Source organism: Rummeliibacillus stabekisii (genome assembly GCF_007988965.1).
Taxonomy (GTDB): Bacteria; Bacillota; Bacilli; order Bacillales_A; family Planococcaceae; genus Rummeliibacillus; species Rummeliibacillus stabekisii.
This window is the reverse complement of sequence record NZ_BJVD01000001.1, coordinates 1,011,330-1,033,046: the sequence shown is the minus strand read 5'-3', so window position 1 is coordinate 1,033,046 and position 21,717 is coordinate 1,011,330. Positions and strand designations below refer to the sequence as shown.

Genomic DNA, 21,717 nt, shown 5'->3' with positions numbered 1-21,717 from the left:
TAGCAGACAACTAGGGGAGAAAAAACACATGAAGAAGACCAAAAGTATAGGTTGGAGATTGTCAGGGGTAATTATAGGGCTGTTTCTAATATTGTTCCTGATATATTCGGTATTAGTAAGTATCAATTTATATCAAAAAAGTATCCAGGACTCAGAAAAATATGCAAAAGAGCATTCGAAGCTATATGCCGCTGAAGTTTCTGAACGATTTGAGGCCACAGAAGAAACAATAAAGGCGACAAAACATGCGTTAGAAGCACTTGCAAACGATCATAAACTGACAGCACAATCAGTTTTAAGTATTATGAAGCAAAACTTAGATAATACTTCGCAGCTTACCGGCATATCTATAATTTTAGAAAAAAATATTGCACCTAAAAAGAATTTAGTAGATTCGAAATTGTTGGATGAGAATGGGCGATACATTCCATACATGTTAAAAAATAATGATCAAGTTAACGTAGTACCAGCAGTCGGATATGATAATGAAGAGATAAGTAAATGGTACGCTATTCCCAAAAATGAAGATCGTACTGTATTAACGGAACCACAGGAGTTTAAAGTAGGAAATGAATCTATTTATGTGGCTTCTATAGCTACGCCTATTTATACAGAAGATCATCAATTTGCAGGTGTAATAACAGCTGGAATTTCAATGGATTTCTTAAATGAATTGGTTAAGGACATGAAGCCTGATGGAGGTTATGCGAGCATTATCACAGACAATGGGACTGTGGTAGCGAATAGTATAAACCCCAAAATCACTGGAACCAACATGGCGAATGCGATTAATTGGAAACCGGTAAAAAGTCAATTGACAAAAGGTGATATACCAAGTCTGTATGTAGATTCGAAGCAATTAAAAGAACAAGCGTTTAACGCATTTGCACCAATAAAAGTCGAGGGAGCAGATGAGGTATGGAGCGTGCAGTCGGTAGTTCCTAAATCAAGTATTCTGGCTACGTTTAAATCTATTTTAACTCTAACAATCATTGCAGGTGTTATTATCATCATCCTGATGGCGGCAGTATCGTTCTGGTTCATTCATCATCAAATGAAACCTCTTGCCAGCTTAAGAAAATCCATTGAAAAAGCAGCTTCAGGTGATCTAACTGAGAAAATAGATGAATCGCAAATACGTCCAGATGAAATTGGGCTTGTAGCTATAGCATTCAATGATATGTTAGACCAAACAAATGAAGTCATTGGCACGGTTAAAGAATCTACTTCGCGCTTGAATCAAACATCTACGAACGTGCATCGTGCATTTGAAGAGGTTTCAGCGGCGAGCGAAGAAGTGGCAGCAGCAGTAGAACAGATTGCGCAAGGTGCACAACAACAATCAATTGATGCAGAAAATACAAATCAGCAAATGGTGGATCTTTCTTCACAGATTGATGCGTTAGCAGCACTTTCTGCAAATATGGATCAGTTGTCACTGAAATCAGCACATTCTACTAAACAAGGAATTAAGCAAGTAGAATTGCTTCGTAATCATCATGAAACCACTAACGATATGAACAGTAAAGTGGAAGCTCAAATTTCAGTTCTATCTCATAAGATGACAAAAATTAATGCGGTCATTGAATCGATCCAGGGCATTACAGCACAAACTAATTTATTGGCACTGAATGCGAGTATCGAAGCTGCAAGAGCAGGGGAGCATGGCAAAGGATTCGCGGTTGTGGCAGAAGAAGTAAGAAAGTTGGCTGAGCAATCACGTACAGAAACAGAAAGTATCCAGCATACAGTGAAAGAAATTTTGAATGAAACAGCTCAAACAGTTTCGCTTATTCAACATAATATAGAATTGATGGAAACCACCAATCGATCTGTCTCTGATACCGAGACAACATTTATGGAAAACGCGTCAGTAGCAAAAGAAATGGGTGGCTCCATTGAGCAATTGTCTCATAAGCTAGAAGAAATGCTGACATATAAAGAAAGAGCGATGGAAGCAATCCGCAATGTAGCAGCAATTTCGGATGAAACGGCTGCATCAGCGGAAGAAGTGAGTGCATCTGCTGTCCAACAACAACAAGAAATGGAGCATGTGTCTACTTCTACTGAGCATATGAAACAAATTGCCGGTGAATTAGAAGATGTTATTGAACGTTTTAAATAATTGAACAGACAAACCGCCTATTCCTATTTGGAGGGGCGGTTTTTTGATTTCTTTCTAATGAACTATTGAAAAGCAAAAGACTTATCCGATATTAAAGGTAACTAATTATGCATGCTAATTGTAGGGAGGAATCTGTCTATGCGAATTGCTTCACAGATGCCGCCGGTCGATCCGGCTATAGCAAATACACCTTTAACAAAAAATGCGAATGAATCAACGGAAGAAAGTTTAAATCAAAACAAAGAAAATGACATACCGAAAGCCACTTTCCAGAAGGCAATAGACAAGTTGAATGAGTTCATGGAGGTACATAATAATAACTTGAAGTTTGTCTATCATGATGGATTGAAAGAGTATTATGTCAAAGTGGTCGACTCGAAAACAGATGAAGTTATTCGTGAAATCCCATCGAAACAAGTATTAGATGCTTACTATGAAATGCAAAAGATTATCGGAAATATAGTAGACGAAAAGATTTAAGGAGTGAATGAAATGGCGAACAATATTTCGAGTTATTCATATTTACAAACAAGCGGTAGCCGTATTACAGGATTAGCATCTGGAATTGATACGGAATCTATGGTAGAAAAACTAATGCAAGCGCAAAGCATGCAAATGGAAAAACTTGTACAACAAAAGCAAAAATATGAATGGCAACGAGATGCTTATCGGGAAGTGAACACAAAGCTATCCACATTTGAAAAAACATTTTTTGACGAATTTGGTTTGCAAAGTAAATTCCCGACAAAAACAGTTAATGTATCCGATAGCTCTAAAATCTCTGCTACTGCATCTTCAACAGCTAGCGGATCGCTTTCTATAGAAAGTATCACAAGCCTTGCAACTTCTGGTAGGTTAGTGTCAGGAAAAATTACAACAAATTCAGGGATAGCTGATGAAAATACATTATTATCTCAAATTCCTGGATTTTCATCAGAAGAAGGGACCCTAACTCTAAATGTTTTACAAAAAGATGGGTCAATGAAAAAAGAAAGCATTGCATATAAAGGCACAGACACATTATCTAGTTTTACAAGTAAACTGAATAAAGTTGGTATAACAGCAATTTTTGCAGACGGAAAAATGTCACTTACCGCAAATGCAACAGGATTACCTAAGGATGGGGGGGCATCTATCCAAGCAGATAGTGCTAATGATAAATCTCTTATGGAAGGCCTTGGTTTCGAGGCAGCTGATGCACAGATAATTGAGGGTACAAATGCTGAGTATACTATAAACGGAATTACGATGAATAGCACGTCAAACCAACTCTCTATTTCAGGATATACTATTACTCTAAAAGAAAAATTTGCTAAAGATTCTATCAGTCCAATATCGGTTACATCCACAACTGATACAGATGGAATGGTAAACAAGATGAAAGACTTCGTCAACATGTACAATAATCTCATCACCTCATTGAATGATAAGATTGGTGAAGCCAAATACAAGGATTATCAGCCACTTACCGATGCACAGCGCTCTCAAATGACTGAAGATCAAATTAAAAAATGGGAAGAAAAGGCGAAATCCGGATCAATACGTAGCGATTCTATTGTGCGTAATGCGCTTTCCAGTCTGCGCAGCACTCTTTATAAATCAGTAGAATTTGGAGATGGAAATAAGAAAGCTCTATTTGAAATCGGCATTACTACAACAAAAACCTACAACGATGGCGGGAAGTTAGAGATTGATGAAAACAAGCTTCGAGAAGCCCTGACGAAAGATCCAGAAAACGTAATGAAAATCTTTACTCAGCCTAACACAGGGATAGTTGCGCAAATGCGTAAAATTTCTCAAGATACCGTAAAAACAATTGAAGAACGTGCAGGTAAAGCTTCTTCTGTGGATAACACATATACTCTTGGAAAACAACTTGAAGGTCTAACAGACAAAATTGCTGATTGGAAAGACCGCTTAAAAATGATTGAAGACCGTTATTGGAAGCAATTTTCTGCCATGGAGGATGCAATTGCACGTGCGAATAGCCAAGCCTCTTACTTCGCCCAATAGATAATTTAAGAACTTTGTAAAATATAAAGGAGTTGTCCAACTTGCAAGCACAAAATGCTTATAATGCATACAAACAAAATAGTGTCACAACCGCCTCTCCTGGTGAGCTAACACTTATTCTATACAATGGCTGTCTTAAATTTATGCATCATGCCAAAAAAGGAATTCTTGAAAAAAATATTGAAATGAAAAATACAAATCTTATTAAAGCCCAAAATATTATCACAGAATTAATGTCCACATTAAATATGGATCTAGCTGTTTCTAATGAAATGATGCCGCTTTACGACTATATGAATCGTCGTTTAATGGAGGCGAATATAAAAAGTGACCCTTCCATTATTGATGAAGTGGAGGGCTTAGTGTTAGAGTTCCGTGATACATGGAAAGAAGTCATTAAGTTTAACAGACAAAAACAGTTTGTTGGGAATCAATTATAATGGATTTGCTTCAACAACTATTGCAAGTATCCGCGCAACTTTTTAAACATTTGTCCGAGCTGCCGCCGGATAAAGAGCGGGATGATTATTTACAAATCACAGAACGTTTACTAGATGAACGGGGATCTATTATTGAGGAACTACAGCAGTTGGAAGTAAATCCACTGCCGGGTCATCCATTTGAAAAGCAGTTGCGGGAGCTGGATGAAAGAATCCGAAAACGTTTGAAAGCCCAAAAAGATGAACTCTCAACAGATATAAAGAATCTCCATTTATCTAAGAAATCTGAACGAAGTTATGTTGATCCTTATGCGAGTGTCCGTGTGATGGATGGTAGCTACTTTGATGGTAAGAAGTAAAAGTAATTACTCTAGCGAAGGCTGCTGTTTTTGCTAGAGTCTTTTTTTGTTATATTCTTCATATTGTCACTCTCGTTATAATAGAAACAATTTAGTAGTAAAGGTGTTGGAAAGCGTTATGAAGTTTAAACGTACCGAGTCATTTCGGCATATATTTGAGAACAGGATAACTTCAAAGTATAAAGTAATAATGGACGGAATTGTACAGGATTTTTCTTCAACCTCAGAATTTTGCCAGTTAGTCGATTTAAGCCCCAGCGGTGCGAGGATTGCTTTAAACGATAATTTACCAATTGAAGGCAAAGTTTGCGTTATTGAGCTTCTCTTTGTCTTACATACCAAACCTATTGCTGTACATGGTGAAGTGAAATGGAAGCGTCCTGCTTTTGGCCATTATTATTATGGTATTGATTTAGAAACCGATGAGCTGATTGAAACGCTGATAATTTCAGAATTGAAATTACGTCGTAAACAAGAAATTATTGATAAAAAACAACATGTATAAATCTAGACTATTCCCGTAGAGAAACAAATCTTTACGGGGTTTTTTCATTTCTTAATAAACCAGTTATTCTAACATTACCAATTTTTCTTCCGATATAATAGAAGAGAGACTATATAAATAACATTACATAAAGGGGGATTCATATGCGTAAATCATTTGTCGCTATGGGACTTGCAGCTGTATTAATGGCGCCAGCGTTTTTGTCTGCTGCTAGCAAGGAAAGTACAGAAGCACAAGCTGGTCCTGATATCTCAACCCATGCTGATATTACGATGGTATCCAAAAAAACAAGTAAAAAAGCTAAAGCAGTTATTAATAAGATTAAAGCGATTAAATCTCAAAAAGCTGACTACATCCAAAAAACAAAAACTGCCAAAAGCGCATACGATAAACTATCGAAAAAAGACAAAAAGTTAGTTGCGAATTATTCAACTTTAAAAAAACATTGGGCAAAAATACAGCCAGCTCTTAAGAAAGTAAAAAAGCTCCAAGCTGATGTCAATAAATTAACTGATAAAAACTACAGAACAAAAGCTGCTCCGCTGAAAAAGACCTATGATAGCATGAATGCAATAACCAAAGCGGCTGTTCCTGCTTCTACAGTAAAAAAATTAAATCATTATAGCAATGTCACAGGTTCCTATCGTTTAATGACGCTAGCTGTAGGAAATGCAAATAGCGGAACACAAGAAAAAAATGGCCCCAAAATATATAACTTTTTAACCTCTTATAATAAGCTTTCGGGCGCTCAAAAAAATCTGTTAGACCATTTAATGAGTTCAGACGAGAAAAGTAAATTAAATGGTTATCTAACTCAAGCTGACACAATTAAAACAGCTGCCACATTGGAGAAAAAATATGCAAGTTTAAAGACATCCAGCAATACGTATGGTAAAGATGCTGTTGCTTTGTACTGGGAATACACAAATGCACCAAAAGCTGTGACTGATTTTATGCCAAACGGAACTGAAATAGCTAAAATTAATACAATATATAGTAAACAAATGGAACAGGCTAAGACTTTTTCAGCACTTATAGACAACATTGATGAAGGTACGATTACTGAAGATCAACTGTTTGATAAAATTAAGGAAGCTGTTAGCGATTATAAACTTTATAGCAAATCGACAGCAAGTTCTTCACCGAACGTTTATCCCAAATTGGCTACAATTGATATTGTGGACAAAAAGATAATAGCAACTTATAAAAAGTACGAGAGCATACCAAGCATAGTTGAAGGAATAAAAAGCTTGCCTACTTTTACCACCATTACGCCAGGCTCATTAACTTCAGCCCAAATTGATAATTTAATCGACCAGCTTGCAAAATATAAAAAGCTTGGAGCAGATCAGAAAGAGATAGTTCAAGCAAACGCAAAGGAAAAAAAGCCATATCTTTTAGAAGAAAAAAATGTGGCTAGTGCACAGAATATAGATAAAAGTTATGATTCAGTGCAAAAGAAAAAAACGAGTCCAACTTACTTAGCAGACCTGCAGAAGGTTTTTGATGCATATGATAATGCCATCATTGATGTTAGACGATTTATAAAGAATGCGCTTACCATTGCCGCAATTCCTACGTCTCCAGTTTACAAAGAAGCAAAGAAAGCAGCTGATGACTTTGCTATAGACGTTAGTAAATTATCGGCAAATAGCACTCTCCAAGATGTAAAATCAGTTGTTGCAAAATATAATGCTATGTCTAATGCAAAACCAAACCAAACAGCATTAGTAGATAAAATAGTTCTTAAGACATACAACCAATACGCAGGCATTCCACAAGTGGTAACAGCGTTTAATAAAATTCCAGATAAAACATTAAGTAATGGTTATTATGGATATTCTACAAAGAATATTACTGACCTTTTATCCAATATTAAAACGTATAAAAAGCTAGGTACTCCTCAAAAAGCAATTGTAGACAATTCGACAACAACACACAAACCGACAATTGAGATGCTGGCAGGTGAAGAAGCCAATATTAAAGAGGCGCAAGGACTCGATAAAGCTTATGCTAAACTGAAAAAATCGAGCAAAAACTATCCGAAAGAAGCGAAAAAAGTACACATCGATTATCTAGATGCATCACCTGATACGCTTAAATATTTGGTAAATGGCCTAAAAATGGAAGGATTAGATCAAGCCTATAAAAGCCAACAACAGCTTGCCTCAACCTTTGAAGAAATGGTTAACCAATTGAATCGTAAAAGTAATGCAACGCAAGATGTACTGCCAGTTGTCCGTTACTATTTAGCAAAGGTAGAACCTTATTCAAAAATAAGCAATCTTGTTGATAGCAAAATCTTAAAAAAATATAAGCAATATGAGCCAATTGCGGATATCATGCAAATGTTTGATTTGATAAAAATTACGAATGAAAACGATATTTCACCAACTAATATTGAATATATTCAACAAGCCATCAAAACGTATAAGAAGCTGGCAGCTGATCCGAAAAAAGTAATAGATGATGCAGATCGCTCTAAATATAAATTTTTGCAAGATGGAGATGAGATAGCTCAAGCTGCAACTATTGATAAAGCATTCGAAAAAATTAAACCTACTGACAGCAAGTATGAAGTAGACATTTTGAAAGTCTATTACACTCTTTATGACCGTGCACCGTCACAGGTGAAAAAATATGTAGCAAACAAGAAGGCCTTGGAAGAAGTAGCAACGCGATATATTCCACAACTTGCGACAGCTAGGGAATTCGAACAAATGGTGAAAGACCTGTCGGAAGTTAGTAATAAAGGCTATACACCAGGCGTGCAAGATGTAAAAAAAGTCAAAGATTACTATGTGAATAACGTAAAATACAACAAGATTAATGCGCAGTATAATGTTCCTTTAGAAACGATTATAGATCCAACAATTATGGAACAATATCATAAATTCGAAGATATCCTGACAATTCAGGACATCGCAAAAAGCATGTATGTGCAATATGGACGGTTTGTCGAAGGAAAAGGATATGCTTCTGGTGATAAACTAAAAAATAAAAATGACGTAAATAGTATTGTAAAGGTTATTACTCTTTATAATCAATTAGATTCACCGCAAAGAGCTATTGTCAGCAAGGCGCCAAGGTATGCAAACGACCACTCGTATGAAGAATCACACAACATTCCGTATGATTCAAATCGAGTTTTTGAAGAAAATGAAATTATTCGTCCGTCTATCCCGTTGAATGATGTGGCGATTCAGAATTTCCTAGAAGCACAAAAAATCAATGCAGCGTATGAAGCGTTAAAGCCAACTAGCTCTAGCTATAGAGATGGTGCAATTGCTCTGTATTATAGATACATGAATGCGGGTCCAAACGTTCAGGCTTATGTAATCTACTCGAAAGAGATTGAGGATTTTGCTAATCGTTTTAATGCAGCAACTATTAAAGCCGAAATTGATGCATTTATTCAAGCTTTGAACAAGTTGTCTAAGAACAGTTTGTACGAGGATGTCAATTCTCTTGTGAAACAATACAATGCACTAAATGAAGTACAGCTTTCGCTTCTAGATAAGCCAACGCTAGCAAAATATAATAGCTATGCTCCTTTAGTAGATATGTATATAAATATTGATAAGATAAATAAAAATGGAAAGTACAGCAATAACGATATTCAATTAATGCTTTCCACAATTGCCATTTATAAAAAATTATCGTTAGACCCAAAAGCTATTGTTACAAAAACAACAAGCTTGAATAAGGAATTTTTAACCGAAGAAACAGCTATCAAACAAGCGCAAAAACTCGATAAGAGCTATCAATCACTTGATCCAAACAGTAAAAAGTACGGTACTGATTTGAAAAAACTTATCCAAGATTATGGCAAATTGTCGACTACGGCTAAAAAATATGTTGTAACGGATTTTGATAGTATACAATCTGGGACAGAATACAAAACGCCAAAAGAAAAGGCAGATGCTTTTGAGAAGGCTGTCAATCGCTTGAATCCCAAAAGTCCATATGCTGATATATTAGAAGCAGTGAAATTGTATAATGGACTTGACAAAAAAGCATTAACTTATGTAGATAGCAAAGTACTGGCTATTTACAATAAATATGCTCCCATCGTTTCAATTGTGACAATACTAACAGATCCTGGCACTCCGTATGATAATCAGTATATTGATAATATTGCACAGGTCATAACACTGTACAATAAGTTGGGGAAGGACCAAAAGGCAATAGCAGAAGAATCGTTAACTGTACCTCAAAAGGCCTTGCTAAATGAAGGTGACAATATTAAAGCCGCTCAAGAGCTAGATAAAAAGATTGTGGCTATTACACCTGGAAAGTCTGGTTACACAAAAGCAGTCATTGAAGCAGGCAAAACTTATGACGCTATGTCGGTTAATGCCCAAAATTATGTGAAGAATAAAAGCAAATTAAGAGAATATAGGACAGATAAAAATATCGAACCTTCTATTAAAAAGCTTGCAGACTTTGAAAAAGGCGTAGCCAAGGTAGAGGAACTTGCTGCTGATGAAACAAATAATAATTGTGAAACTGGGACATGTAGTAAAAACATTGTCGACAAAATGGTTATTCTTGAACGGCTTTACCAAGATCTAAATATACCAAAGCTAATCAAGGGGGAAGAAATCAAATTAAGCACGCTTATTGATCGCAAAGTACTTCAACGCTATCAATATTTCTATGCGGTTTATGATATTAAAAACCAATTGGATAATCTTTAATATAATGAAGGCCCGAGCCGTTATGGCGTTCGGGTCTTTTTTTGAAATCCAAAATATCAAAAATATATTATTATGTTCTATATCTAAGTCCCAAGCAATATACTTTAGTGGAAATAAGACAAAATAGTGGCAGAACATAATAACAACATCAAAAAAAATTAATTAATTATGTGTTTTAAGAAGGGTTTTAACGGGCATTGTAGAATAATATTAGTATGGTTGATTAAAGGAGGAGTTTACATGCTAACATTTAACATTCGTGGTGAAAACATTGAGGTAACTCCAGCAATTCGAGAGTACGTTGAAACAAAGCTTCAAAAATTAGAACGCTATTTCAATGAAGATCTTAATGCGATTGCTCATGTAAATTTAAAGGTTTACAATGACAAGAGTACGAAAGTAGAAGTAACAATTCCTATGAAAAGTTTAACTTTACGTGCAGAAGAGGCTAATGATGATATGTATGCTGCAGTTGACTTGATTATTGGCAAGTTGGAACGTCAAATTCGCAAGCATAAAACAAAAGTCAATCGTAAATTCCGCGATCGTGAAGGAGTAGGCATTTACTTTGCAAATGTTCAGACTGATAATTCCCCTGGAGCAGTAACTGATCCGAATGATTCAGAGGAAGAACTATCAGTTGTCCGTACAAAACAACTTTCCTTGAAACCAATGGACGAAGAGGAAGCCATTTTACAAATGAACTTACTCGGTCATGATTTCTTTATTTACACAGATGCAGAGTCAGACGGCACAAATATTGTCTACAAACGTAGAGATGGTAAATACGGACTGATTGAAACTAGTTAAGATAATAAATTCATAGTATTTGCTTTTTAGATAAGCCCAGCAGGAGCAACCTAATGTTTGCTCAGCTGGGCTTTTGTGTGATATCCTTCATTATCAATTTTTGAAATCAAACCTTTCCTTCTATGTATTTCTTTTAAAAGAAATTAAAGATTGATTTTTCAATTTATTTACTTTACTGTTAAGTTATCATTACTGTTATATGTTAAGTGAACGCTCACAGTAGATGATTTGATTCATCACACTGAATAGATTTGTAAATTTCAATTCTGTATATCTTTTTTCCTTGTATTATTTGTTTAGGAATAATAGATTTTTACTAATTGTTCATTTGCTTTAAACGTTCAGACAGTGTTAAAATGAAGGTTGAGACTATATAGGATGTGAAAATCAATGCCTAGCATATTAAATAAAATTTTTGATCCAAATAAAAAAGAATTAAAACACTTAGAAAAAGTTGCAAGTGCAGTCGATGCATTTGCTGAAGATATGGCTAAATTAACAGATGAAGAATTAAAAGCAAAAACGAATGAATTCTACGAACGTTTTTCTAACGGCGAAGATTTAGATAAAATTCGCCCTGAAGCTTTTGCAGTTGTTCGTGAGGCATCTAAACGCGTTTTAGGCATGTACCCTTACCCAGTTCAATTGATGGGGGGCGCAACGCTTCATGAAGGGAATATTGCTGAGATGAAGACAGGGGAAGGTAAAACGTTGACTTCCACTTTACCTGTTTACTTAAATGCCCTTACTCATAAAGGCGTGCATGTTGTTACAGTCAACGAGTACTTAGCAAGCCGTGATGCTGAAACAATGCGTCCATTATATGAATTTTTAGGCTTAACAGTTGGATTGAACTTGAATAACATGTCAAAAGATGAAAAAAGAGAAGCTTATGCTTGTGATATCACATATAGCACAAACAACGAACTTGGCTTCGACTACTTGCGCGACAACATGGTGCTTTATAAAGAAGAACGTGTTCAACGCCCGCTGCATTATGCAGTAATCGATGAAGTGGACTCCATCTTAGTCGATGAAGCCCGTACACCTTTAATCATTTCTGGTCAAGCGAATAAATCAGCTGCCTTATACAAACAATCAAACGCGTTTGTACGCACATTGAAACAAGATGAAGACTACAATTATGATGTAGAAACTAAAGGCGTTACAATGACAGAACAAGGGATTGAAAAAGCAGAGAGAGCTTTCAATATTGATAACTTGTTTGATTTAACGCATGTTGGTCTAAACCATGCCATTAACCAATCGTTAAAAGCGCATGTTAGTATGCACTTGGATGTTGATTATGTGGTACAAGACGGTGAAATATTAATCGTTGACTCATTTACAGGACGTATTATGCAAGGCCGCCGTTATTCAGAAGGATTACACCAAGCCATCGAAGCAAAAGAAGGCGTGGAAATTCAAAACGAGTCTATGACCATGGCGACTATTACGTTCCAAAACTATTTCCGTATGTATGAAAAGTTATCTGGTATGACAGGTACAGCTAAAACGGAAGAAGAGGAATTCCGCAATATTTATAATATGAATGTTGTTGTGATTCCGACTAACAAACCAATTGCACGTGATGACCGTCCGGATTTAATCTATGCATCTATGCAAGGTAAATTTGAAGCGGTGGCAAATGAAATTGCAGACCGTCATCAAAAAGGACAGCCAGTACTTGTTGGTACCGTTGCTATCGAAACATCAGAATTAATCTCGCACTTATTAGCAAAACGCAGCATTCCGCACAATGTCTTGAATGCGAAAAACCATGAGCGCGAAGCAGAGATTGTTGCAGAAGCAGGTCAAAAAGGCGCTGTAACTATTGCAACAAACATGGCTGGTCGTGGTACAGATATTAAACTTGGCGAAGGTGTACTAGATTTAGGCGGATTAGCCGTTATTGGTACAGAACGTCATGAATCACGCCGTATCGATAATCAGTTGCGAGGCCGTGCTGGACGTCAAGGTGACCCTGGTATCACACAATTCTATCTTTCTTTGGAAGATGAATTGATGAAACGTTTCGGCTCAGAAAGCATGAAAAACATGATGACAAGATTAGGGATGGACGATACACAGCCAATCCAATCGAAAATGGTATCCAAAGCCGTTGAATCTGCTCAAAAACGTGTAGAAGGCAATAACTTCGATGCGCGTAAACGCTTATTGCAATATGATGATGTTTTGCGTCAACAACGTGAAATCATCTATAAAGAGCGTTATGAGGTATTGGAAACAGAGAATATGCGTGGCTTAGTTGAATCAATGGTAGACGAAGTACTAGTTAGCGCAGTTCATTCATATACAACTGAAGAAAATCCAACTGAATGGAATCTAACAGGACTAGCAAGTTTTGTAGGTGCTAATTTGCTACCAGAAGGCGTTGCTACTGTCGATTCATTCAAAGGTAAAACCCAAGAAGAAATCATTGAATTCCTTCGCACTGAAGTGCAAAAAGAATATGATCGCAAAGAAGAAGAACTTACGCCTGACCGCATGCGCGAATTTGAGAAAGTTATTTTGCTTCGTGCAATTGACTCTAAATGGATTGACCACATCGATGCAATGGATCAATTGCGCCAAGGTATTCATCTACGTGCTTATGCTCAAACAGATCCGCTTCGTGAATATCAATCAGAAGGTTTTGCGATGTTCGAAGCAATGGTAGAAGCAATCCGTTCTGACGTTGCTCAATATGCAATGAAAGCAGAAATCCGCAGTAATCTTGAACGTGAAGAAGTAGCGAAGGGTGAAGCGGTAAATCCGAAAACCGATGAAAAGACTTCTAAACGCAAGCCAGTCCGTAAACAGCAAGAAGTAGGTCGTAATGATTTATGCCCATGCGGTAGCGGTAAGAAATATAAAAACTGCCACGGTGCTGTATAAAGAGTAAAAATAGTGGGATCCTTTTTCTCCCGCTGATGAGCTCTTCTGCCCGTAATGTGGGTTAAAATGAATGATGTAATTGGCAAAAGGAGCTGTTCAAAATTTGAACAACTCCTTTATGTCTTTTCATAGGTATAGTTGTAGAAAATTCTCCCTTCTACAAGTATACTTACAGTGAATAACATCCAGCCTTAGTTGTTGAAAATTGGCCAAGATGCGTGATAAATTATTGAATATTTAATGTAATTGGAGGAACAAATTATGATGGAATTATCAGATGTTCGGAACGACCTTGATGGGACGTCCACAAAATTAGAAGACTTTAGGGGGTCTCTTTGACTTAGAAAACAAAGAGGCGCGGATTCAAGAATTGGATGAAATGATGCTTGAGCCATCTTTCTGGGATGATCAAAACAATGCGCAAAAAATTATCAGTGAATCCAGAGGTTTAAAAGAAATCGTCAACGAATTTCACGAATTAGTTGAAACGCAGGAAAACCTTGAAATGACACTGGATTTATTGAAAGAGGAACCAGATGAAGAATTGCAGCAAGAACTTTTTAATGAGATGGATGAGTTTAAAAAACGCACCGAGGATTTCGAACTACAATTGCTTTTAAGCGACCCTTACGATCAAAACAATGCCATTGTAGAACTTCACCCAGGTGCAGGCGGTACCGAGTCCCAAGATTGGGGGTCTATGCTTTTGCGTATGTATACGCGTTGGGCAGAAAAACATGATTTCAAAGTAGAAACATTAGACTACTTGCCAGGCGATGAAGCAGGGTTGAAGTCTGTTACACTCGCAATTCGTGGACATAATGCATACGGTTACCTGAAAGCCGAAAAAGGCGTTCATCGCCTTGTACGTATTTCACCTTTCGATTCCGCTGGTCGTCGACATACTTCCTTTGTGTCTGCAGATGTTATGCCGGAGTTTACTGATGAGATTGCTGTTGAAATTCGTTCAGAAGATTTAAAAGTAGATACGTATCGTGCATCAGGCGCAGGCGGACAGCATATCAATAAAACAGAATCCGCTGTCCGTATTACTCACTTGCCAACAGGTGTTGTGGTGGCATGCCAGGCTGAACGCTCACAAATTAAAAACCGTGAGAAAGCGATGAATATGCTGCAGGCGAAATTGTATCAGCTAAAAGTAGAAGAGCAGCAAGCTCAGCTAGATGATATCCGCGGTGAACAGAAGGAAATCGGCTGGAGTAGCCAAATCCGTTCATATGTATTCCATCCGTATTCAATGGTGAAAGACCATCGCACCAACACAGAAACCGGTAATGTCCAAGCGGTGATGGATGGCGATATTGACCAGTTTATTAATGCATATTTGCGCTCACAGCTATAAAAACTGTAAGTTATGAATAAATAATACGCCCGAGTGGATAGACTTTTGCAAGGTCTCATCTGAACGGGCGTATTTTTTGCTAGTAGCGGTGTTGTCTCTTTCTATTTTGGGTATTGAGCCAAAACATACCAAACGTTTGTTCTTAATTTTACTTGCTAAATGAGCAACTCGAATATAAAATAAAATAAGAACGTTTGTTTTCTATGGAGGTTGTTGGCGATGTTGAATTTATCGAATGAAGCAATTCATAGGTTAGAGCAGGCCATTTACTTGCCAATGGTGCTGCAAATTCTAAAGCGTGATAGCAAGGAATTTGAGCAAGGGCATTTTAAATTAAAACAACCCTATATAAGGCTGCTTGAACAGACAACCAAGCGAGTCCACAAAGAACTGGCTGAGACGAAACGTTATTTGGCTATGCATCAGCTGCAAGTATTCCGCGGGGAGCGAGATGATCTATTCTCCGAATACATTTTTATCAATAAAAGAGCCCAAGATTGCCGGCGATACTCGAATATTCGGCTGCGCAATCATGTGGAGGAACTGTTAACTCACTATTTATCTAAGCCATAAGAAACAAGCCGCGCTCTATAATTGAACGATTGTCCATTTTTTGATGCCTATTGATCACCTCATCCATATGACGGAAATAAAGGATTGAAGCATAATATTGCTGCCTTGAAAGGGTTGTAAAGCTTAAATGTTCCTCTATATAAACTCCTTGCTTGAAATATAAGCCCATTTCTTGTTTATTCATCATAGTATGTCCTCTAAAATTTTGCCACAAAATCCACGCGTTATGCTTTTTCTTAGGTGATGCAGTCGGAAAGAAAATATACGGCTGTAAAAGAGCCGTTAAGATGATAGGTAGTTTAATTATCGTGTCTGATTTAGCATGTTCGTTTACTTTGCTAAATACGTAATTTGAATATTCCAGTGATACGTCCAAAGAAGTGCCGAGTGAAGTACAAATATAATTAATCAACCGGGTCACGGTACATGAGACGATGTATTGACGATTCAACTCAATAACAAGTGAATAATTACGTTTGTCTACCAAAATAGGCTTAAGCATGCAAATATCCGGTGTTAGATAAAATTCATTAATTTTTATAATTTCCATTTTTATTCCTCCTAGTATGTTGGTGGATTCAAAGACTAAATTTACGGGTATATAATGTTCTCAACTACACTATTTCTATAGATAGATGAGAAAGTAAAAAAGATTGCATATTCATGTTGTTTTTCCTATACTAACAAAAAGCATTTCAGGAAATAAAACAGAGAAAAGTGCCATATCATTGGTCGTTCTTCTCTTTTTGTTGGTAGAATGAATACTTTGCTTGGGCCATATGAGGGTAAAATTAAACTATTTTTGTTTTACTTTCTCAGTAAAAGCCCCCAAAGTCGAAAACTGTGACTGTTATCATTCAATTTAAAAATTAAAAACCGTTCAGATGGAGCGGTTTTTTTATTTAAACAATAAAACGTACGTTCGCTTATTTCTGGATACTTGTGCGTAGCTATGTTAAAATATGTCTATGAGTTTTAAGGAACGGGGAGGAACCAAATGAGTAAAGATTTCGAATTACATTCCGCATATCAACCGAGTGGCGACCAGCCTGCAGCGATTAAAGAATTGGTTGAAGGCGTTAGACAAAATAAACAGCATCAAACACTCCTTGGAGCAACAGGAACGGGGAAAACATTCACGATTTCAAACGTTATCAAAGAAGTGAAAAAGCCGACGTTGATCATTGCGCATAATAAAACGCTCGCAGGTCAACTTTACAGCGAATTTAAGGAGTTTTTTCCAAATAATGCTGTCGAGTATTTCGTCAGCTATTATGATTATTACCAACCGGAAGCGTATGTGCCACAAACCGATACCTACATTGAAAAGGACGCCAGCATCAATGATGAAATCGATAAACTGCGGCACTCTGCCACTTCCTCATTGTTTGAACGAGATGATGTAATTATTATTGCATCCGTTTCTTGTATTTATGGCTTGGGGAACCCGGAAGAATACCGTGAAATGGTTGTGTCCATTCGTACAGGGATGGAAATTGAACGCAACCAGCTGCTCCGCAAACTGGTAGATATCCAGTATGAACGAAATGATATAAATTTCACGCGTGGTACCTTTAGAGTGCGCGGAGATGTAGTCGAAATTTTCCCTGCATCTCGAGATGAACACTGTATCCGTATTGAATTTTTCGGGGATGAAGTTGACCGCATTAGAGAAGTAGATGCGTTGACAGGCGAAGTACTTGGAGATAGAGAACATATTGCTATTTTCCCAGCATCCCACTTCGTTACGCGTGAGGAGAAATTGTTAAAAGCAATAGATAATATTGAAGTAGAACTGAAAGATCAATTAAAACATATGCGAGAAGAAGACAAGCTGCTTGAAGCACAGCGATTAGAGCAACGAACGAATTACGACTTGGAAATGATGCGCGAAATGGGCTTCTGCTCTGGCATAGAAAACTATTCAAGGCATCTTACATTGCGCCCGGCTGGTGTTACACCTTATACATTGCTTGATTACTTCCCGGAAGACTTTCTGCTTGTCATTGATGAAAGTCATGTTACATTGCCGCAAATCCGTGGTATGTATAATGGAGACCAAGCACGCAAAAACGTACTAGTAGAACACGGATTCCGCTTGCCGTCTGCGCTTGATAACAGGCCGCTGAAATTTGAAGAATTTGAGAAACATATTCATAACGCAATTTATGTTTCGGCAACGCCTGGTCCTTATGAATTGGAACATACACCTGAGATGGCTGAACAAATTATTCGCCCGACTGGCTTGCTTGATCCAGAAATCGATGTACGCCCAATTGAAGGCCAAATCGATGACCTAATGGATGAAATTCAAAATAGAATTCAACGGAATGAACGTGTACTCATTACGACGCTTACGAAAAAAATGTCGGAGGATTTAACCGATTATTTAAAAGAGATGGGCATTAAGGTACAGTATTTGCACTCTGAAATAAAAACGTTAGAGCGTATTGAGATTATTCGCGAGCTGCGTGTAGGAACATATGATGTACTAGTCGGTATTAACTTGCTTCGTGAAGGACTAGACATTCCGGAAGTTTCGCTTGTCGCTATTTTAGATGCGGATAAAGAAGGTTTCCTTCGTTCAGAACGTTCTTTAATCCAAACAATCGGTCGTGCTGCTCGAAATGCCAATGGGCATGTCATTATGTATGCTGATCGCATTACAGATTCAATGGCAAAAGCACTCGAGGAAACGGAACGCCGTCGTACAATTCAAATGGAATATAATGAAAAACATAATATTACACCTAAAACTATACAAAAAGAAATTCGTGATGTGATTCGTGCAACACAAGCTGCCGAGGAGCCTGAATCATATCTGACAAAGGCAACCAAAGGCAAAAAGCTTACAAAGGCGGAAAAAATCACATTGCTTGAATCATTAGAGACAGAAATGAAGGATGCTGCAAAAGCGCTTGATTTTGAGCGGGCAGCAGAATTAAGAGACACTATTTTGGAATTGAAGTCGGAAGGATGACCAATTTGAAAAATCAAGAGATTGTAGTACAAGGTGCCAGAGCAAATAATTTAAAAAATATAGATGTGACCATTCCAAGAGACCAATTAGTCGTGATTACTGGTTTGTCGGGTTCAGGGAAATCCTCTCTCGCTTTTGACACGATTTATGCGGAAGGTCAAAGGCGTTATGTTGAGTCGCTGTCATCTTATGCACGGCAATTTTTAGGTCAGATGGACAAGCCGGATGTAGATGCGATAGAAGGCTTATCGCCTGCCATATCAATCGATCAAAAAACAACAAGCCGAAATCCACGTTCAACAGTCGGAACGGTAACGGAGATTTATGATTACCTGCGATTGCTTTTTGCTCGTGTCGGAAAACCAATCTGTCCAAAGCATGGTATTGAAATTACTTCTCAAACCATTGAACAAATGGTGGATCGCATTAAGCAGTATCCTGAGCGTACCAAGCTTCAATTGCTTGCACCCATGATCCAAGGGAGAAAGGGCACACATGTAAAACTTTTAGAGGATCTAAAAAAACAGGGGTTTGTCCGTGCACGAATAGATGGTGAACTCCGCGATTTAGACGATAATATTGAATTAGATAAGAATAAAAAACATACGATTGAAGTGGTCATAGACCGTATCGTTTTAAAAGAAGGCGTCGAGGCACGTATAAGCGATTCATTAGAAACAGCGTTAAGGCTTGCAGAAGGCCGTGTAGTAGTCGATGTGATGGAACATGAAGAATTGTTATTCAGCGAACATCACGCTTGTCCTATTTGTGGCTTTTCAATCGGCGAATTAGAACCGAAAATGTTCTCCTTCAACAGCCCGTTTGGTGCATGTGCAAGATGTGATGGTCTTGGATCTAAACTAGTAGTAGATAAAGAATTAGTCATACCAGACTGGGATTTGACATTGGATGAAGGAGCCATTGCTCCATGGATTCCAACAAGCTCACAATTCTATCCACAATTATTGAAAGCTGTTTGCTACCATTACGGCATCCCAATGGATGTGCCGGTAAAAGAGCTATCAAGTGAACAAATGGATAAGATATTGAATGGATCGGGAAATGATAGCATTCACTTCCACTATGAAAATGAATTCGGAAGCGTGCGAGACCAAAATATTTTCTTTGAAGGTGTGTTAAGAAATGTAGAACGACGCTACAAAGAAACTAGCTCGGATTATGTACGGGAGCAAATGGAAAAATACATGGTACAGCAACCGTGCCCATCATGTCACGGTCATCGTTTAAAACCCGAATCATTAGCTGTAAAGATCAATGGTATGCATATTGGTGAAGTAACAGAGCTATCTGTAAAAGAAGCATTCCAACTATTTAAAGAACTAGAGCTATCGGAAAAAGATATGCAGATTGCCCGGTTGATTTTAAGAGAGATTCAAGAGCGATTAAGCTTTTTAATCAATGTTGGTTTGGATTATCTAACGTTAAACCGTGCAGCAGGCACATTATCGGGCGGCGAGGCACAGCGTATTCGTCTCGCTACTCAAATTGGCTCTCGGTTAACTGGTGTGTTATATATCCTAGATGAGCCGTCAATCGGCCTACATCAGCGCGATAATGACCGTCTGATCGCTACATTGCAAAGCATGAGAGATCTGGGCAACACATTGATTGTTGTTGAGCATGATGAGGATACAATGATGGCCGCTGACTATTTAATCGATGTAGGACCTGGCGCAGGAGCACATGGCGGTGAAATTGTTGCTGCCGGTACACCGCAGGAGGTTATGCATAATCCGCATTCATTGACAGGGAAATATTTAAGCGGCGAGAAATTTATCCCATTGCCGATTGAACGGAGAACCCCTGATGGCCGCTATATCAAGATTAAAGGGGCAAGAGAAAACAATTTAAAAAATGTAAAAGTAGATATTCCATTAGGCGTATTTGTTGCAGTAACTGGTGTTTCTGGATCTGGGAAGAGTACGTTAGTCAATGAAATTCTATACAAAACGCTCGCTCATAAATTGAACCGCGCCAAGGTTAAGCCAGGCGAAGTGAAAGAAATAGAAGGAATCGAGCAGTTAGAAAAAGTGATTGATATTGACCAGTCGCCGATCGGCAGAACGCCACGTTCTAACCCAGCAACATATACAGGGGTATTTGATGATATTCGAGATGTGTTCGCTTCTACAAATGAAGCGAAAGTACGCGGTTACAAAAAAGGACGCTTTAGCTTTAATGTCAAAGGCGGACGCTGTGAAGCGTGTCGAGGAGACGGGATCATCAAAATTGAGATGCATTTCTTGCCTGATGTTTACGTACCATGTGAAGTATGTCATGGCAAACGTTATAACAGGGAAACACTTGAGGTAAAATATAAAGACCAAAATATTTCAGATGTGCTCGAAATGACAGTTGAAAATGGCTTGGAATTCTTCAAAAACATCCCGCGTATTGCTAGAAAGCTGCAAACATTAGTTGATGTGGGATTAGGTTATATCAAACTTGGCCAACCAGCGACTACGTTATCCGGTGGGGAAGCGCAACGCGTTAAGCTGGCATCTGAATTGCATAAACGGTCTAATGGAAAATCCATTTATATATTGGATGAACCGACAACAGGACTTCATGCAGATGATATTTCGCGTCTATTAAAAGTGTTACATCGACTTGTAGAGAATGGCGACACAGTGCTGGTTATCGAACATAATCTTGATGTAATAAAAACAGTTGACTACATTATAGATATGGGACCAGAAGGCGGAGATAAAGGTGGTACTGTTGTTGCTAAGGGAACGCCTGAGCAAGTAGCTGACACAGAAGGTTCATATACCGGATTTTATTTGAACCGTGTATTAGAGCGTGATCGCGCCCGTATGGAAGCATCGCTCGAAAAAGCGCAGAAATAGTATTAGTAAAATGATTAAGATAGTATGAGTGGAAATGGAGATTTATCTGCCATAGAGAGCTAAATAAGCTTTGGTAGGTAT

The 21,717-nt window shown here is 37.8% G+C and carries 14 protein-coding genes; 13 read left to right on the top strand and 1 reads right to left on the bottom strand.

Annotation, left to right across the window (positions count from 1 at the left end; all coding sequences use genetic code 11):
* Positions 1-28: 28 nt before the first annotated feature.
* The 11 genes from RST01_RS05115 to RST01_RS05065 all read left to right on the top strand — a co-directional run bounded on the left by RST01_RS05115 (position 29) and on the right by RST01_RS05065 (position 15,786).
* Complete coding sequence (locus tag RST01_RS05115; RefSeq protein ID WP_147194650.1) at positions 29-2,125, top strand: methyl-accepting chemotaxis protein; 2,097 nt, start codon at positions 29-31, stop codon at positions 2,123-2,125.
* A gap of 138 nt (positions 2,126-2,263) precedes the next feature.
* Positions 2,264-2,605, top strand: a complete 342-nt coding sequence (locus RST01_RS05110; protein ID WP_066784695.1) for a flagellar protein FlaG — start codon at positions 2,264-2,266, stop codon at positions 2,603-2,605.
* Between the two features lie 12 nt (positions 2,606-2,617).
* Positions 2,618-4,138: a flagellar hook-associated protein 2 gene (locus tag RST01_RS05105; RefSeq protein WP_147194648.1), complete on the top strand. Its 1,521-nt coding sequence runs from the start codon at positions 2,618-2,620 to the stop codon at positions 4,136-4,138.
* Positions 4,139-4,179: 41 nt separating this feature from the next.
* The gene (gene fliS, locus RST01_RS05100; protein WP_147194645.1) at positions 4,180-4,578 is read left to right on the top strand and encodes a flagellar export chaperone FliS; all 399 of its coding nucleotides are present in this window, start codon (positions 4,180-4,182) and stop codon (positions 4,576-4,578) included.
* Positions 4,578-4,937: a flagellar protein FliT gene (locus RST01_RS05095; RefSeq protein WP_147194642.1), complete on the top strand. Its 360-nt coding sequence runs from the start codon at positions 4,578-4,580 to the stop codon at positions 4,935-4,937. The genes fliS and RST01_RS05095 overlap by 1 nt, the downstream gene beginning before the upstream one ends.
* Before the next feature lie 118 nt (positions 4,938-5,055).
* The gene (locus RST01_RS05090) at positions 5,056-5,442 is read left to right on the top strand and encodes a PilZ domain-containing protein (RefSeq protein ID WP_147194640.1); all 387 of its coding nucleotides are present in this window, start codon (positions 5,056-5,058) and stop codon (positions 5,440-5,442) included.
* Between the two features lie 143 nt (positions 5,443-5,585).
* Positions 5,586-10,142: a hypothetical protein gene (locus RST01_RS05085; protein WP_147194637.1), complete on the top strand. Its 4,557-nt coding sequence runs from the start codon at positions 5,586-5,588 to the stop codon at positions 10,140-10,142.
* A gap of 240 nt (positions 10,143-10,382) precedes the next feature.
* Positions 10,383-10,952 carry a ribosome hibernation-promoting factor, HPF/YfiA family gene (gene hpf, locus RST01_RS05080; RefSeq protein ID WP_147194634.1) on the top strand — a complete coding sequence of 190 codons (570 nt, stop codon included), beginning with the start codon at positions 10,383-10,385 and terminating at the stop codon, positions 10,950-10,952.
* Positions 10,953-11,342: 390 nt separating this feature from the next.
* Positions 11,343-13,850: a preprotein translocase subunit SecA gene (gene secA / locus RST01_RS05075; protein ID WP_147194632.1), complete on the top strand. Its 2,508-nt coding sequence runs from the start codon at positions 11,343-11,345 to the stop codon at positions 13,848-13,850.
* A gap of 264 nt (positions 13,851-14,114) precedes the next feature.
* A protein-coding gene (gene prfB / locus RST01_RS05070; RefSeq protein ID WP_147195101.1) for a peptide chain release factor 2 occupies positions 14,115-15,213 on the top strand; the annotation gives its coding sequence in 2 pieces (ribosomal slippage) (positions 14,115-14,186 and positions 14,188-15,213; 1,098 coding nt in all).
* A gap of 219 nt (positions 15,214-15,432) precedes the next feature.
* On the top strand, positions 15,433-15,786 hold the full coding sequence (locus tag RST01_RS05065; RefSeq protein WP_147194629.1) for a YhjD family protein: 354 nt from the start codon (positions 15,433-15,435) through the stop codon (positions 15,784-15,786).
* Here RST01_RS05065 and RST01_RS05060 read toward each other — a convergent pair.
* A complete protein-coding gene (locus tag RST01_RS05060; protein WP_147194626.1) occupies positions 15,776-16,336 on the bottom strand; it encodes a competence protein ComK in 561 nt (186 codons plus the stop codon). The two genes, RST01_RS05065 and RST01_RS05060, sit on opposite strands and share 11 nt — an antisense overlap.
* A 447-nt stretch (positions 16,337-16,783) precedes the next feature.
* On the opposite strand from RST01_RS05060, the gene uvrB reads away from it, so the two are divergent.
* Complete coding sequence (gene uvrB / locus RST01_RS05055; protein WP_147194624.1) at positions 16,784-18,766, top strand: excinuclease ABC subunit UvrB; 1,983 nt, start codon at positions 16,784-16,786, stop codon at positions 18,764-18,766.
* 5 nt (positions 18,767-18,771) lie between these two features.
* Positions 18,772-21,636, top strand: a complete 2,865-nt coding sequence (gene uvrA, locus RST01_RS05050) for an excinuclease ABC subunit UvrA (RefSeq protein ID WP_147194621.1) — start codon at positions 18,772-18,774, stop codon at positions 21,634-21,636.
* The last annotated feature ends 81 nt before the right edge of the window (positions 21,637-21,717 follow it).

Excerpts from the sequence above, each read along its gene's own strand:
- RST01_RS05115 (WP_147194650.1), top strand. The coding sequence starts at position 29 with ATGAAGAAGACCAAAAGTATAGGTTGGAGATTGTCAGGGGTAATTATA.
- RST01_RS05110 (WP_066784695.1), top strand. The coding sequence starts at position 2,264 with ATGCGAATTGCTTCACAGATGCCGCCGGTCGATCCGGCTATAGCAAAT.
- RST01_RS05105 (WP_147194648.1), top strand. The coding sequence starts at position 2,618 with ATGGCGAACAATATTTCGAGTTATTCATATTTACAAACAAGCGGTAGC.
- RST01_RS05095 (WP_147194642.1), top strand. The coding sequence starts at position 4,578 with ATGGATTTGCTTCAACAACTATTGCAAGTATCCGCGCAACTTTTTAAA.
- RST01_RS05090 (WP_147194640.1), top strand. The coding sequence starts at position 5,056 with ATGAAGTTTAAACGTACCGAGTCATTTCGGCATATATTTGAGAACAGG.
- RST01_RS05085 (WP_147194637.1), top strand. The coding sequence starts at position 5,586 with ATGCGTAAATCATTTGTCGCTATGGGACTTGCAGCTGTATTAATGGCG.
- hpf (WP_147194634.1), top strand. The coding sequence starts at position 10,383 with ATGCTAACATTTAACATTCGTGGTGAAAACATTGAGGTAACTCCAGCA.
- secA (WP_147194632.1), top strand. The coding sequence starts at position 11,343 with ATGCCTAGCATATTAAATAAAATTTTTGATCCAAATAAAAAAGAATTA.
- RST01_RS05065 (WP_147194629.1), top strand. The coding sequence starts at position 15,433 with ATGTTGAATTTATCGAATGAAGCAATTCATAGGTTAGAGCAGGCCATT.
- RST01_RS05060 (WP_147194626.1), bottom strand. The coding sequence starts at position 16,336 with ATGGAAATTATAAAAATTAATGAATTTTATCTAACACCGGATATTTGC.
- uvrB (WP_147194624.1), top strand. The coding sequence starts at position 16,784 with ATGAGTAAAGATTTCGAATTACATTCCGCATATCAACCGAGTGGCGAC.